We start from the raw sequence: 14,908 nt of genomic DNA, 5'->3' as shown, positions 1-14,908 counted from the left end.
CCCGGCTACAGCACCTTCAACAGGTCGTTGCGCAGTTCTTCCGCGCGTCGCCGGCCGGTCCGGCTATCGACGATCATGTGGTACCAGTTCGGGAAGTGTTCGCGCAGTTTTTCGTGGCTGCCCGCCGAGTTGATGTTGGTCATCAGTGAGATCGGCCCGTACAGACTACAGAAGGATTTGAGCGTATTGATCATGAAGTGCCGCGCCATCTCGAGTTCGCGCGGATCAGGTGCGATTGGCAATTCGCGGAACGCGGTGATTGACGGGAGTGGCCCGCTGGGGGCGCTTTGCACGCCCTTGTCGGTTACGACACTATTTACCTCGATCAGGCCAAGCTCTTCGAGGGCTCCGAGCGTATGTGTCAGGTCGTCCGCCGTTACCAGTTCGCGCAGCGCCTCGACGCTGCGGCGACCATCAATCAGTATCAGCACTCGGCGAACGCGTGGTGACAGCTCGCCACTGCGGTTTGCGATTTCCTGCTGCCCCTTGGCAGTCTTGGCGAATACCACGCCCATAGGTTGTCTCCTCTTGTCTGTATCCGCAACGCCCGTCGAGGGGCGTCCGGCGGCGATTCTGGCACGTTTGTCCTATTCGGTGGCAGTGTGTGTGCATGGCTCGCGTTCTGACTGGCCGCGGATGTGGCGTCAGTGCTTCCTGCACATTCGCTCGCTGCGCGTTCGATACGCGCGTGGTTTTCCATCAGTCTAGCTGCGGCAGCCTTGACGAGCGAATTGGCCTGCCTCTACAATCGCGCCTCTTCGCCCAATGGGCGGTTAGCTCAGCGGTAGAGCACTGCCTTCACACGGCAGGGGTCACTGGTTCGATCCCAGTACCGCCCACCAGTTAATGGCGAAGACGCACGGAATACCGGGCGGTTAGCTCAGCGGTAGAGCACTGCCTTCACACGGCAGGGGTCACTGGTTCGATCCCAGTACCGCCCACCAAATACAGGGCCCTGAAGCCTCGGTTTCGGGGCTTTTGTTTTTTGCGAGTGCGGGTTTGCCATCAGCATTGACTGCTGCCAGTGCATGCAAGTGGGGTTGATGCGGTCGATGGCGTAAAATCCGCGTCTTTAGATCCGGCCCTGAGTCCCAATCCGATGTCTTCCAACATTCGCACCCGTTTCGCTCCCAGCCCCACCGGCTATCTCCATATTGGTGGTGCGCGCACCGCGCTCTTTTCCTGGGCCTATGCGCGCCGACACGCGGGAACCTTCATCCTGCGTATCGAAGACACCGATGTCGCGCGTTCGACGCCAGAGGCGGTGCAGGCGATTCTCGATGGCATGAAGTGGCTCGGTCTGGACGCCGACGAAGGGCCGTTCTACCAGATGCAGCGGATGGATCGCTACAAGGCCGTGATCCAGGAAATGCTGGCCGCCGGCACTGCGTATTACTGCTACACCGCACCAGAGGAACTCGACCGGATGCGCGAGGAGCAGCGCGCACGCGGCGAGAAGCCGCGCTATGACGGACGCTGGCGACCTGACGCCGGCAAGGCATTGCCGGTACCGCCGGAAGGCGTCAAGCCGGTGGTGCGTTTCCGCAATCCGACCGATGGCGTGGTGGCGTGGGACGATCTGGTGAAAGGGCGCATCGAGATCGCCAACGCGGAACTCGACGACCTGGTGATCGCGCGCGCCGACGGCACGCCAACCTATAACTTCTGCGTCGTCGTCGATGACCGCGACATGGGAATCACCCATGTCATCCGCGGTGATGACCACGTGAACAACACGCCGCGCCAGATCAACATCCTCAAGGCGCTGGGTGCTGAGGTACCGCTTTACGCACACCTGTCGATGATCCTTGGCGATGACGGCACCAAGCTCTCCAAACGCCATGGCGCGGTGAGCGTGATGCAGTATGCCGACGAGGGCTACCTGCCGGAAGCGGTGGTGAACTATCTTGGTCGCCTGGGCTGGAGCCACGGTGACGACGAGATCTTTTCGCGCGAGCAATTCGTCGAGTGGTTCGACCTCGACCACATCACGCCCTCGGCAGCGCAGTTCAATACCGAAAAGTTGAACTGGCTCAACGCGCATTACATCAAGCAGGCGGACAACAGTCACTTGGCTGCCGACGTATCGAGCCGTCTCGCGCGACGCGGTGTCGATCCCGAGGCAGGGCCGGCGTTGGAAGCAGTGATCGCGCTATACAAGGAGCGGGTCGCGAACCTTAACGAACTGGCGGATTCAGCCGAACTTTATTGCGTGGAAGTCCACCCCGCGCCGGAACTGATCGCGCAGCATCTGACCGACCCCGCAAGGGCCGCGCTGGCGACGCTAAAGGCGCGCCTCGCTTCGGTAACGTGGGACAAGGCGGCGCTGAGCCAGGCGATCAAGGACACGATGGCCGAGCACGGCCTGAAGATGCCCCAAGTGGCGATTCCGCTGCGCGTGGCGACGCTCGGTGTCGCGCAAACGCCGGCGATTGACGCTGTCCTGGAAGTGCTGGGTCGCGAGCGGGTGCAGGCCCGCATGGCGCGTTACGTCTGAAGGATCCGGTCGCATGCCCCATCAGATCGGGGCGTGTCGCTTTTCGTCTGTTTCAATGCGGGGTAGCGCGCAGCGGCCTGGCCGCTGCGATCATTGCACCGTTTGCCGCTGCTCGCCAGGCGGCACACGCTGCGTCGTTTTTTTGTCATGCCTGTTGGCAACGTAACGGTCCGGCGGGGCGATTTGATTACGATCAAATTGCGCTCAGTTTGTCGATACTGCCGCGTGATTCGGACCCTTTTCGGCATTCAGTGCGCCAAGGGGAAGCTGATAGAATCGGTCCCTCCCGCCATTGGTAACAAAATGCAATATCTTTCCTTGAGGCGCTGCATCGGTGTTCGTGTAATCCGGGGCGTCGCCGGTCTTGTGCTTGCAGGGGGGTATGGAATGGCCTTGTCCGCCTCCATGCCGGTGCCCTTCAAAGTCGATTTCCGTCCGGAATTCACCGCGGTCGCCCATGTATCGTGTCCGCAAGCAGGGGCTCTGCCGCGACCGCTCATCGATGCGGTGGCTTGCGGCGATGCATTCCGGGTGCGCGCACGTCTGGCCGAGGGGGCGGATGTATCGGTGACCGATTCGCGGGTACGGTACACGGGGAGAACTGCCCTGCATCATGCGGCGCAGCGTGCGGACCTCGCCACGGTGGAACTGTTGCTCGCGGCGGGCGCGAATCCCGACGCTGCGGACGCCCAGGGCAATACACCGCTGCATTTGCTGGCGATGCGTCGCCGGTCCGATTCCGAGGTTGCCGTTGCCCGGTCCTTGCTCGACGCGGGAGCGGACGGGCGGCTGCGCAATGCGCGCGGACGCAGCGCGGTTGCCGAATTGATGGTGTTTGCGTCGTACAGCCTCGATCCCCTGCGTATCAGCGCGGAACCGCTTGGGGCGGTGCTGGACGAAGCTGAAGCGACCGGCCCCATGCGCGCCAGACATACTACCGGAGCGGCTCCGCAGGCAGCGGGTGAGGCGGTGGAGATTGCGGCGATGCCAGTTGTTGCAGTACAGGCCGGCACGACTGCGTCCGCCGCCAGTGCGACGGCCACAGCCGTGCCATCGTCTGCATCGACGGTTAATGCGGAAGAGTCGGTACGGAACGCCCTGCAGGCGTGGGCGGCCGCGTGGTCGTCGCGCGATGTCGATGCTTATCTTGCTCGCTATGCGAGCAGCTTCAAGCCGGCGGACGGCAAGAGCATCGACGCCTGGCGGACGCAGCGCCGCCAACGCCTGGGCGGCGCTGCATCGATCGAGGTGAAGCTATCGGAACTTGCAGTCACGGTTGAAGGCGATCGCGCCGTGGCTAAATTTCAGCAGGAATATCGCAGCGACAGCCTCCAGGCGATCGATCGCAAGACCGTCGTGCTGATTTCCGAAGCGAAGGTCTGGCGCATTATTGAAGAAAGGTCAGTGAAGTAAATCGCAGTTGCGGCGGGGGCTGGATTTTCTCTTCAGCTTGCGGCAAAGCACTCGCTGAAGTGGCGGTCACGCAAGTCACGCGCTCTGCGTTCGTGATTGAGCTTGTGGCGATTCCGTCGGTGATGGGTCCTGCCGTCTTCGTCGGCGCGTTCGGCGTCCTCGACATAGCGCGCGCAACGCGCGTCCTTGACCTGCTGTTCGGCCTTGCGTCGCTCGCGCTCGGTGTCAGCCTGTCGCCGAGCAGTTTCCCGCTCCGCCTCGGTCTTGCTTACGAAAACCTGTTCTTTGCGTGCAAGGGCTTTGGCTGCCGCGCGTTCAGCACGATTTGGATGATGAATCGCGAGCGGAACCGTGCGGCCGGGATCGGCACAGCGGACGGCCTGGAAGCTCGGCCCGTGTTCGCCCGGACACTCAAAGACCTGTGCGGTCGCGGGGACAGACTGCAGGGCGGTGAGTAGGGCTGCGATGCCGAAAAGGCGGGTTCGCCTGAAAATCGTGGATTGCGGCATTGACGAGTGCGAGAGAGAGAACGAATGCGCCATATCATGACATATGATTGTCCTGCGCGTTCGCCGACGATTGCGCCCGTGATGACTACCGGCTGCAATAGGGGAAATCCACAAGCGAGATGCGTGAATTGCGTGTTGCAATCCCCCCGGACCTTGAGCACTATAGTGCACCGGCAATTTGCCGCCGCGATGAGGTAAGTTCATGCCTAACGATGAAAGCACAGCCAGGCTGAAGCGGCCCGATCTCTCGGTTGAGGAAAACAACTATCTGTTGATGCTGGGGGACCGTATCCGTGATCTGCGCGCGCAGCGCGGGATGACGCGCAAGATGCTGGCGCAGCAGTCGGGGGTCTCGGAACGCTACCTCGCGCAACTCGAAACGGGGCACGGCAACATCTCTATCATATTGCTGCGTCAGATCGCGCAGGGGCTCGGGTTCCCGCTCGTGGATCTGGTGCGCGAGGAGCCGGAGCAGTCGCCTGAACTCACGCTGTTGCTCCAGTATCTGAGCCGGTATCCGCCGAAGACGCACGAGTGGGCAAGGCGTCTGCTGCAGGGTGAACTGGAATCCTCCGGTCGCGCCGCCCGGCGGCAACGCGTTGCATTCATCGGTTTGCGCGGTGCAGGCAAGACGACCCTGGGAAAGATGCTGGCCGAGCATCTCGGGGTGCCGTTCATGGAGCTCGCCAAGGTGATCGAGCACGAGGCGGGTGCCGAGTTGTCGGAAATCTTTTCCCTCTATGGGCAGAGTGCCTATCGACGGTACGAGCGGCGCGGGCTGGAGTCGGCGGTGACGAACAACGAGGCTTTCGTGCTGGTGGCGGGCGGCAGTATCGTGTCCGAGCCGGCCAACTTCGATCTGTTGCTGTCGTCGTGCTTCACGATCTGGCTGCGGGCCTCGCCCGAGGAACACATGTCGCGTGTGATGGCGCAGGGCGATTACCGGCCGATGAAGGGCAATCAGGAAGCGATGGATGACCTAAAACGCATCCTGGCCGGGCGTACGGCCATGTATAGCAAGGCGGATGCCGTGATCGACACTTCCGGAAAATCCCTTGACGACACTTTTACGGAGCTCCTCGAGGTTCTCGCCCGCTGACGCCAGTAGCGCGCCGTCCGGCGCGGCCGATCGGCGACGACGGCGCACTTTGATTCCTTGCACCCCGCCCGAATGGCGGGTTTTTTTTTCGCCCGAATTTCCTTCGTGGCTGAATTTCTGTGCATCGGAGTGCAGGTCGTGCGGGCATGTCCGTGGCGGGCCGCCCTTGTTCATTCCGCGCTGCGATCGATGTTGCGATGCAACAAAATGCATCTGGAAGGCGTTATTTCTTAACGCGATTACCAAAGCGCATCAACAAAATGCACGAGAGTGCATGCCAACCTTCGTTTTGTTTGACTTAAGTCAATATCAACTGCACTCGAGTGCGTAGTATGCGAAATCATGCAGCAACGGAACAATAATGCAGCAACCGTGGATCCGGTAATTGGCCCGCGGACACATCAGAGGAGATAGTTCGATGAGCGATGGTTTGTTCGACCAGTTCAAGACCTGGTACGAGAAGCGCCACGATTATGCACGGGACTGGAAGGCTCGGACCGGTGGCCAAGTGGTGGCGACGATGTGTACCTACACCGCCGAGGAGTTGCTGATCGCTGCCGGGATGTTGCCGGTGCGCGTGCTTGGTGCCCACGAACCGCAAAACGTGACCGAGCCGCACATCTTCGGCATGTTCTGTCCGTTCTGCCGCGACTCGCTGGCGCAGGGCCTGCTCGGCCGTTTCGATTACGCCGAAGGCGTGACCCTGACGCAGTCGTGCATCCAGTACCGCCAGACTTTCGGTTCGTGGCGCATGCATGTCCCGACCGTGAAGTGGGACTACTACGTGCCGATGCCGAACGACGTGCAGTCGCCGCATGCCCGCAAGGCGCATTACGAGGAGCTGCAATCGTTCCGCGTGTTCCTGCAGACGCTGACCGGCAAGACGATTACCGACGACATGCTGCGCGAATCGCTGGCAGTGGTCGACGAGAACCGCCGCCTGCTGCGCCAGCTCTTCGACTACCGCAAGGATGCCAACCCGAAGGTGACCGGTGTCGAAGCGGTGTACGCGTCGCTGACCGCGCAGTTCATCGACAAGCGCGAACACAACGAGCAACTGAAGAAGGTTCTGGCTGCGTTGCCGGCTCGCCAGGTCGAGCGCAAGACCGGTGCCCGCTTCATGACCATCGGTTCAGAGAACGACGACATCGCGTTCATGGCGATGGTGGAGTCGGTCGGCGCGACCATTGTCATCGACGACCAGTGCTCCGGTACTCGTTACTTCTGGAACGAGTCGAAGCCCGAGACCGACGTCATCAAGGCAATTGCCGATCGTTATTGCGATCGTCCGGCCTGTCCGACCAAGGATTACCCGGTCCACACCCGTTTCGACCACGTGCTCGGCCTGGCCAAGGACTACGACGTTCAGGGCGCCATCTTCCTGCAGCAGAAGTTCTGCGATCCGCACGAGGGCGATTACCCGGATCTGAAGCGTCACCTGGAAGCCAATGGCATCCCGACGCTGTTCCTGGAATTCGACATCACGAACCCGATCGGCCCCTTCCGAATCCGTATCGAGGCATTCCTCGAGACGTTGAGCGAAGAAGAGCTGTTCTGAACTGAAGCGGAGAAAGAACGATGAACGCAATGGCAAACAGGTATCCGACCGAGCCGCTCAAGCTCTGGGGCAAGGCCAAGGAACTGCGCGAGCAGTACTACATGAACTACGCGCGGGCGAAGGAAAAGGGTGGTCTGCGCTGGTCCGGTTCGGCGTGGGCGCTCGACGCGCTGCCGGCGGGTCTGGGTGACGACGTCTTTTCGCTGACTGGCGAACCGTACGCGGCGGCCGTCTCGCATGACCGCAAGTTCGCCAAGCAATGCATGGATGCGGCCGAGTCCTACGGTTTTGCCCGCGACCTGTGCTCCTACATGCGGATCTACTGGGGCGGCATGCACCTGAACAAGTATCTGTTCGGCGGCGAGTTTCCGAAGCCCGATTTCATCTTCCAGACGCAAATCTGCTGCTCGCACTCGAAGTGGTACCAGCACGTCGCGAAGGAAGAGCGGGTGCCCGACTTCTACCTCGATGTCGGCGTCGGCCCCTATAAGGACATGACCGACGCACGTCTTGACTACGTGGCTAACCAGCTGCACGACGGCGTCGAGTTCCTTGAGAAGTCGACCGGCCGCAAGTTCAATGACGAGCTGTTCATCAAGGCGGTGAAGAACGAAATGCGTTCGACCAGCCGCTGGGCGGACATCTGCGCGCTGAACAAGGCGAAGCCGGCGCCGCTCGACGAAAAGACGATGTACTCGCTGTACGTGCTCTGCACGCTGTCGAAGTCGTCGCAGTGGTGCGCTGACTTCATGGACGAGCTGTACGAGGAAGTGAAGGATCGCGTTGCCCGCGGCATTGCTGCGGTCCCCAACGAGTGCGTGCGCATGATGTCGGACACGCAGCCGCCCTGGTCTTTCCTGAAGATCTTCCGCTACCTCGAGACCTACGGTGCGGTGTCGATCGGTTCGCTCTACACGTTCGCGCTCGAAGGAATCTGGGAAGACAAGCCGGACGGTTCCTGGGGCGGACGCACGCTGCCGTGGGAAAAGGGCATCGAGATCAACGACCGTGACACGGCAATCCGTCTGTATGCCGACTGGAACCTGTCGAAGCCGCAGTGGCAGCACTTCTACGACCCGCGCCTGAAGACCGAGATGATGCTGCGCATCGTCAAGGAATGGGGTGTCGATGGCGTGATGCTGCACCTGAACCGCGGTTGCGAAGGTCTGTCGCTGGGCATCATGGAAAACCGCCTCGGCATCGCCCAGGCCGGTGTGCCCGTCATGACATACGAAGGAAACATGGGTGACGAACGCGAGTTCGACGAAGTCCGCACCCAAGCGCGTGTCGACGCGTTCATGGAACAACTCGGTCTGCGCCGTCAAGCCGCCTGATCGGAATACTGGAACCCTAGGAGGAGACGAGGATGATTACCGCTGGAATCGACATGGGCTCCCGCAGCGTGAAGGTTGTGCTGCTGGAAGAGATCAAGGTGGATGGCGCACCGCAACTGAACTACTCGGTCAAGAAAGCGCATCTGATGATGCCGGGCGATATCGATGCCGATCAGGCCGCCGAGAAGGCCTTCACCGAAGCGCTGGCCGCGGCCGGGGTGTCGCGTGACCAGGTCACGTCGGTGTTCGCGACCGGTGCCGGGCGCAAGCAGGTCGAGTTCGCGACCGAAGGCGTCACCGAGATGACTGCCGGTGCAAAGGGCGCGGTGTTCATGTATCCGCAGGCCCGCACCGTGGTCGATGTCGGTGCCGAGGAAGGTCGCGGCATCAAGACCGACTCCGATGGCAAGGCGATCGACTTTGCCGGTAACGAGAAGTGCGCCGCTGGGGCGGGTTCCTTCGCCGAGGCGATGAGCCGGGCGCTGCAGATGTCGCTGAAGGAGTTCGGTGAAGCGAGTCTGCGTTCGGACAAGAGCATTCCGATGAACGCGCAATGCACGGTGTTCGCCGAGTCCGAAGTGGTGTCGCTGATCCACTCGGCGACGCCCAAGGAAGACATCGCGAAGGCGGTGCTCGACGCGGTGGCAAGCCGGGTGTGCGCGATGGTGCGCCGCGTCGGCATCGAAGGCAACGTCGTGCTGATCGGGGGAATGGTGCACAACCCGGGCTTCGTCGCTTCGCTGAAGAACGCGATGGATGTCGATCAGGTCCTGCTGCCCGATCTGCCGGAATTCGTCAGCGCGCTTGGCTGCGCGCTGATTGCGGCCGAACGTCAGCACTGAACCGATACGCGATAGATACGGATAAAGGAGCGATCAAATGAACGCAGAAGTTGCAGCTGCTACCGTGGCAGAAGCGGCCCCCGAGAAGAAGGAATTCTGGCGCTGGCAGGAAAACGTCTGGTTCGACGAGACGAAGAACTGGAAAGATGCAAAGGTCATCACCTGCGGCATCGACGTCGGCTCGGTGTCCTCGCAGGCGGTCATCGTCTGTGACGGCGAGCTGTTCGGTTACAACAGCATGCGCACCGGCAACAACTCGCCGGACTCGGCGAAGAATGCGCTGCAGGGCATCATGGACAAGATCGGCATGAAGCTCGAGGACATCCACTATGTCGTCGGCACCGGCTACGGCCGGGTGAACGTGCCGTTTGCCCACAAGGCGATCACCGAGATCGCCTGCCACGCCCGCGGCGCGAACTACATGGGCGGCAACAAGGTGCGCACGATTCTCGACATGGGCGGCCAGGACTGCAAGGCCATCCACTGTGACGAGAAGGGCAAGGTCACCAACTTCCTGATGAACGACAAGTGCGCAGCTGGTACCGGCCGCGGCATGGAAGTCATCTCCGATCTGATGCAGATCCCGATCGCCGAACTGGGCCCGCGCTCGTTCGACGTGGATGTGGAGCCGGAAGCGGTTTCGTCGATCTGCGTGGTGTTCGCGAAATCCGAGGCGCTGGGCCTGCTGAAGGCCGGCTACACGAAGAACAAGGTCATCGCGGCGTACTGCCAGGCGATGGCCGAGCGTGTGGTGAGCCTGCTGGAGCGGATCGGTGTGGAAGAGGGCTTCTTCATCACCGGCGGCATCGCGAAGAACCCGGGCGTGGTGAAGCGCATCGAGCGGATTCTCGGCATCAAGGCGGTCGATACCAAGATCGACAGCCAGATCGCCGGTGCGCTGGGCGCGGCCCTGTTCGGCTACACGCTGATGCAGAAGCAGGCGAAAGCAGCTTAAGGCCAGGCCGGAGTGCGCCGGCGGCGTCCGGGAAGTGCCGCAGTTGAATGCTGCGGTTTCCCGGGCGGCCGGTAGCCGGTGACTCAATTCACAGGAGAGAACGGACATGATCGCGAACTACGGCTACAAGGACGGGTCCGGCGAGTATTACATCAGCATCGATACCGACAAGTGTATCGACTGTGCAGCGAACCGGGCCTGTCTGACCGCGTGCCCGAAAGAAATGTTCGAAATGATCACCGATGACTACGATGACGAAGTGGCCTGGGTGAAGAAATCGAATACGCGCACCCTGGCGTACGACTGTGCCGAGTGCAAGCCGGCCGGTGGCCACACCAGCCTGCCCTGTACCACCGCCTGTACTCCGGGCGCGATCAAGCACTCCTGGTAGGAGGCGGCCATGAACCGGGCGATGACGGAGGGTTTCGCGATGAGCACCAAGAAGACGATCCCGATCAAGCTGGCGTCGGCAAGCCAGGAAGAGGAGGTGGAAGACCGCCTGCTGCGTCAGGGCTGGAAGCGCCTGACGACGATTGGTGAACCGCGCCTGTCCGAAATTGCCGAGGCTTACCGGGGCATGGGGTTCGAGGTACACGTCGAAACGTATCAGACCGAAGGCGACGGGTGCACGACCTGCCTCGACGCCGACCAGGAAATGGGGAAGGTGATCGGCACTGTGTATACGCGCCGCGCCGCGAAGCCCCAGCAGGAAGACGAACTGTTCTGAAGACCGGATGCCGCGCGTGGGCGCAGCGTCGGGACACCAAAGGAGATAGGGAAATGGCCGATCAGAAGCGTGTAATGCGGGTGCTGAAGCAGGACGACCTGAATGCGATCGTGGAGATCGACGCAGCGGGTTCCAAGCAGAATCGCCGTGACTACTACGAGCGCAAGCTCGATGCGATCCTGAACCCGAAGCACAACATCAATGCGTCGATCGTCTGCGAGATCGACGGCAAGGTCGCCGGCTTCGTGATGGGTGACATCTATTTCGGCGAATTCGGTATTCCCGAGACCACCGCGACCATCGACACGATCGGCGTCGATCCGCGCTTCCAGAATCGCGGCGTCGCGAGCGAACTGCTCGACCAGTTCATGATGAACATGAAGGCCGCAGGGGTGAACAAGGTGTACACGTTGGTGAACTGGGACGACTTCGCGCTGGAGAAATTCTTCTCCCGCCAGCGTTTCTCGCCGTCCAAGCGCATCAACCTCGAGTACACGGTTTCCTGAGCGGCCGCGGCGGCGCGCAGAGTCAGTCCCATGTGGATCGATTGCCATTGCCACACCAAGTACTCCTACGACAACTGGCTGGAGCCGGTGGACCTGGTCCGTCGCGCGAAGGCACTGGGACTCGATGGGGTTTGCATCACCGAGCATTATTCGTACGAAGCGTCGGAACCTGTGGAGCAGGTGGGGCGCGACGAGGGTCTGCTGGTGCTGCGTGGGGTGGAGATCGCAACCGATCGCGGACACATGCTGGCGTATGGCGTCGAGGACGACGGTTGGAACATCTGGGGGCGCGACAACTACCTCCCGATCGCCGAAGTCATCGCGCACATCAACAGCCTGGGGGGAATCTGCGTGCCGGCACATCCTTTCCGCGAGGTCGGGGTCGCGAGCCTGCTGGAAGGCCTGCTCGACCTGCGCGGAATCGCCGGGGTGGAAACCCACAACGGCAGCAACCGTGAAAGTGACAATGAGCTGGCGATCAACGCCGCGCGGCACATGGCCTTGCCGGCGCTGGGCGGCAGCGATTGCCACAAGACCGAAGCGGTGGGGCGCTGTGCGACGAAGTTCCAGCAGCCCGTGACCGACATGGCAAGTTTTATCGCGGCGGTGCGCGCCGGTGCGTGCCAGGGAAGCTACTTCCCGGGTTACGTCGGACTGGCGCAGGCGGCCTAGACCGGGGCGCAGCCAGAGCCCGGCAGCGGAAAAAGGACGAGAGAGACATGGAAGCCGTACAGACAACCGAAATCAGGTGGTGGAAGGCGAGCCGGCCGGCCGGGATGGCCGAATTCGGCGAGACCGTCCGTCTGAGTATCGACGGCGTCGAAGTCGAGGCCCCCGCGGGTGCTTCGGTACTGAATGCGGCAACGGCCGCCGGCCTCTACATTCCGGCGTTGTGTGCGCACCCCGATCTGCCGCCGGCCGGCCAGCGTGGCGCGGGTGACGGCGGTTGCAACCTGTGCATGGTGGAGATCGGCGGTGTGGACGGGCTTGCGAAAGCCTGTTCGACGACGGTGTCCGCCGGTATGGTGGTGTCGACACAATCGTCAGCGATCCAGCAGTCGCGCCAAGCGAGTCTTGCGAAGATTCTCGGTCCGCATCCGCACGTGTGCCTGACCTGTCCCCAGCGCGACGGCTGTTCGCGCTCGCAGTGTTCCTACGGTAATCCGCCCGAGACGCGCTGCTGTACGATCTTTTCGAGCTGCGAGTTGCGCAAGGTTTCCGATTACATCGGCATCCCCAACTCGACGCCCCCATACAAGCCGGTGCAGTTGCCGGTGATCAAGAACGAACCTTTCTTCGATCGCGACTACAACCTGTGTATCGACTGCCGCCGCTGTCTCGTCGCCTGTAACGACGTGCGCGGAGTCGGTTGTCTCGAAGTGAAGGAAGTCGAGACGCCGCAGGGCAAGCGCACTTATGTCGGCACGATCGCGCCGACGCTGATCGAGTCCGGCTGTACCTTCTGCCAGGCCTGTGTGACGGTGTGCCCGACCGGTGCCTTGATGGATCGCACGCTCGATCCCGCCAAACGCGAAGAGTCGATGGTGCCGTGCAAGTCGGCCTGTCCGGCCGGCATCGATGTGCCGCGCTACGTGCAACTTGCGGCCGAAGGCAAATATGGCGAGGCGATCGCGGTGGTGCGCGAAAAGCTGCCGTTCCCCGGCATCCTCGGGAGAGCATGCTTTGCGATGTGCGAGTCCGCATGCCGTCGCAAGGACCTCGACGACCCGCTGTCGATCCGCAACCTCAAGCGTATCGCCGCGGACAACGATACCGGGATCTGGCGCGAGCATGCCAAGAAGCTGCCCGCGACCGGCAAGAAGGCGGCGGTGGTCGGCGCCGGTCCGGCGGGTCTGACGGTTGCTTACTACCTCGCGAAACAGGGCCACGCCGTGACGATTTTCGATGCCCAGCCCGCGGCCGGTGGCATGGCGCGCTACGGCATTCCTTCGTATCGCGTGCCCGCCGAGGTCATCGACGACGAAGTCGCCGAGGTCGCTGCGCTTGGCGTGCAATTCCAGTACGGTGCGCGCATCGAGAATGTCGATACGCTCTTCGGTGATGGTTTTGGCGCGGTGTTCGTCGGCATCGGTTGCCAGGGGGGCGACACGCTCGGCATCCCGGGTGACGACCTGCCCGGCGTGATCGATAGCCCGACTTACCTGCAGGCGGTGACGATGGATCTGGTGAACACGCCCGATGGCATCCAGACCGGCAAGAAAGTCGCGGTGATCGGCGGCGGCAACGTCGCGACCGACAACGCACGCAGCTCGCGTCGTTTCGGTGCCGACGTCGATATGGTGTATCGCCGGACCCGTGAGGAAATGCCGGCACGTCTCGAAGAGTTCGAAGGTTGCGTCGAGGAAGGGGTGAATATCCGCTACCTGCTCGCGCCGAAGAAGATCGAGGCAGGCGACAACGGCAGCCGGCTGCAGATTACCTACGCCAGGATGAGCCTCGGCGAACCGGACGCGTCGGGCCGTCGTCGCCCGGTCGAGACCGGCGAGGAAGTCACCGAAGGTGTCGATCTGGTGATCTCGGCGGTCGGGCAGTACCCCAAGCGCTACGAAGGCTTCGGCGTCGAGACCGACCGCAAGGGGCGCATCACGGTGCGCGAGGACTCGATGCTCACCAGCCGGCCCGGCGTGTATGCCGGCGGCGACTGCGTGATGGGACCATCGACGCTGATCGAGTCGGTCGCTCAGGGGCGCGTCGCGGCCTCGGCGATGGACAAGGCGCTCGGCGGCGACGGCGACATCTCGGAAGTGCTGCTGCGCGACGGCTGGGAAACCAGCCCCTATATCGGCCGCAAGGAAGGCTTCAACAAGACGCGCAAGTTCCACCCGATCATGCTGGCGCCGGAAGCACGCAGCGGCTGGGATGAGGTGGAGCTGGGCTTCGACGACGCCACTGCGCGGGCCGAGGCGGCGCGCTGCTTCAAGTGCAACCTCGCGCCGAAGATTGCCGACGCGGTGCTGCCACCGGAGTCGTCACTGACCTTCGACGCCGCGGCAATCGCTGCAGTGCCGACCGAGGCGGGCGTGTTCCAGCTGCTCGATGCGGACAAGAACGTAATGATGATCAAGGGCGTCGAGAATCTGCGCGATGGCCTGACGGAGCAGCTCGAGCGCGGTAGCGAGGCGACCAACTTCGTGTTCGAGGAAGCGGCGATGTACACCTCGCGCGAGAGCCAGATGATCCAGGCCTACCTGCAGCAGTACGGGAAGATGCCCGGCGGCGGTTCCGACGAGCTGGACGACTTGTTCTAAGGGGCGCCACATGGGACAGGTGATCGATTTCTGGTCGGCGGAGGAGATCCGCCCCGCCATCAAGCCGGACGCCAAATGCCGGTGCACGAACTGCGGCGCGGACCTGTGGCACATCCGCTGCGACGGCGAAGTGTGCTGTGCGGACTGCGATGCGGTTTGTCCGTACCGACTGCAAATGAAGAACGAAAACTGAACCACT

The 14,908-nt window shown here is 62.2% G+C and carries 15 protein-coding genes and 2 tRNA genes; 16 read left to right on the top strand and 1 reads right to left on the bottom strand.

The window, feature by feature from the left end; all coding sequences use genetic code 11:
• Window positions 1-5: 5 nt before the first annotated feature.
• Window positions 6-515 carry a hypothetical protein gene (locus GPA25_RS12040; RefSeq protein ID WP_169260636.1) on the bottom strand — a complete coding sequence of 170 codons (510 nt, stop codon included), beginning with the start codon at window positions 513-515 and terminating at the stop codon, window positions 6-8.
• Between the two features lie 252 nt (window positions 516-767).
• On the opposite strand from GPA25_RS12040, the gene GPA25_RS12035 reads away from it, so the two are divergent.
• The 16 genes from GPA25_RS12035 to GPA25_RS11960 all read left to right on the top strand — a co-directional run bounded on the left by GPA25_RS12035 (window position 768) and on the right by GPA25_RS11960 (window position 14,902).
• Window positions 768-842 (top strand) — tRNA-Val (locus GPA25_RS12035).
• 27 nt (window positions 843-869) lie between these two features.
• Window positions 870-944, top strand: a tRNA-Val gene (locus GPA25_RS12030).
• Between the two features lie 155 nt (window positions 945-1,099).
• Window positions 1,100-2,497 (top strand): glutamate--tRNA ligase, encoded by a 1,398-nt coding sequence (gltX, locus tag GPA25_RS12025; RefSeq protein WP_169260635.1) that lies wholly within the window; start codon window positions 1,100-1,102, stop codon window positions 2,495-2,497.
• A 102-nt stretch (window positions 2,498-2,599) separates the two neighbouring features.
• Window positions 2,600-3,910 (top strand): L,D-transpeptidase Cds6 family protein, encoded by a 1,311-nt coding sequence (locus GPA25_RS12020; protein ID WP_169260634.1) that lies wholly within the window; start codon window positions 2,600-2,602, stop codon window positions 3,908-3,910.
• Between the two features lie 59 nt (window positions 3,911-3,969).
• Complete coding sequence (locus GPA25_RS12015; RefSeq protein ID WP_169260633.1) at window positions 3,970-4,368, top strand: hypothetical protein; 399 nt, start codon at window positions 3,970-3,972, stop codon at window positions 4,366-4,368.
• Between the two features lie 253 nt (window positions 4,369-4,621).
• Window positions 4,622-5,518, top strand: coding sequence for a helix-turn-helix transcriptional regulator (locus tag GPA25_RS12010; protein ID WP_169260632.1), 897 nt, complete (start codon window positions 4,622-4,624; stop codon window positions 5,516-5,518).
• Window positions 5,519-5,936: 418 nt separating this feature from the next.
• Window positions 5,937-7,076, top strand: a complete 1,140-nt coding sequence (gene bzdN, locus GPA25_RS12005; protein ID WP_169260631.1) for a benzoyl-CoA reductase, bzd-type, subunit N — start codon at window positions 5,937-5,939, stop codon at window positions 7,074-7,076.
• A 20-nt stretch (window positions 7,077-7,096) separates the two neighbouring features.
• Entirely contained in the window at window positions 7,097-8,410 is a 1,314-nt protein-coding gene (gene bzdO, locus GPA25_RS12000; RefSeq protein WP_246265631.1) for a benzoyl-CoA reductase, bzd-type, subunit O, read from the top strand.
• Window positions 8,411-8,442: 32 nt separating this feature from the next.
• Window positions 8,443-9,252, top strand: a complete 810-nt coding sequence (locus GPA25_RS11995; RefSeq protein ID WP_169260630.1) for an acyl-CoA dehydratase activase — start codon at window positions 8,443-8,445, stop codon at window positions 9,250-9,252.
• Window positions 9,253-9,289: 37 nt separating this feature from the next.
• Entirely contained in the window at window positions 9,290-10,207 is a 918-nt protein-coding gene (bzdQ, locus tag GPA25_RS11990) for a benzoyl-CoA reductase, bzd-type, subunit Q (RefSeq protein WP_169260629.1), read from the top strand.
• Window positions 10,208-10,313: 106 nt separating this feature from the next.
• The gene (locus GPA25_RS11985) at window positions 10,314-10,598 is read left to right on the top strand and encodes a ferredoxin (protein WP_169260628.1); all 285 of its coding nucleotides are present in this window, start codon (window positions 10,314-10,316) and stop codon (window positions 10,596-10,598) included.
• 9 nt (window positions 10,599-10,607) lie between these two features.
• Window positions 10,608-10,934, top strand: a complete 327-nt coding sequence (locus GPA25_RS11980) for a hypothetical protein (RefSeq protein WP_169260627.1) — start codon at window positions 10,608-10,610, stop codon at window positions 10,932-10,934.
• 53 nt (window positions 10,935-10,987) lie between these two features.
• Window positions 10,988-11,440 carry a GNAT family N-acetyltransferase gene (locus GPA25_RS11975; RefSeq protein ID WP_169260625.1) on the top strand — a complete coding sequence of 151 codons (453 nt, stop codon included), beginning with the start codon at window positions 10,988-10,990 and terminating at the stop codon, window positions 11,438-11,440.
• A 30-nt stretch (window positions 11,441-11,470) separates the two neighbouring features.
• Window positions 11,471-12,112 carry a PHP domain-containing protein gene (locus tag GPA25_RS11970; RefSeq protein WP_169260624.1) on the top strand — a complete coding sequence of 214 codons (642 nt, stop codon included), beginning with the start codon at window positions 11,471-11,473 and terminating at the stop codon, window positions 12,110-12,112.
• 47 nt (window positions 12,113-12,159) lie between these two features.
• Entirely contained in the window at window positions 12,160-14,709 is a 2,550-nt protein-coding gene (locus GPA25_RS11965) for an FAD-dependent oxidoreductase (RefSeq protein ID WP_281357713.1), read from the top strand.
• A 10-nt stretch (window positions 14,710-14,719) separates the two neighbouring features.
• Window positions 14,720-14,902, top strand: coding sequence for a hypothetical protein (locus GPA25_RS11960; RefSeq protein WP_169260623.1), 183 nt, complete (start codon window positions 14,720-14,722; stop codon window positions 14,900-14,902).
• Window positions 14,903-14,908 lie beyond the last annotated feature (6 nt).

It is taken from the genome of Aromatoleum diolicum, from assembly GCF_012910955.1.
In the GTDB taxonomy this organism is placed as follows: Bacteria; Pseudomonadota; Gammaproteobacteria; order Burkholderiales; family Rhodocyclaceae; genus Aromatoleum; species Aromatoleum diolicum.
This window is presented reverse-complemented; position numbering and strand designations above follow the sequence as displayed.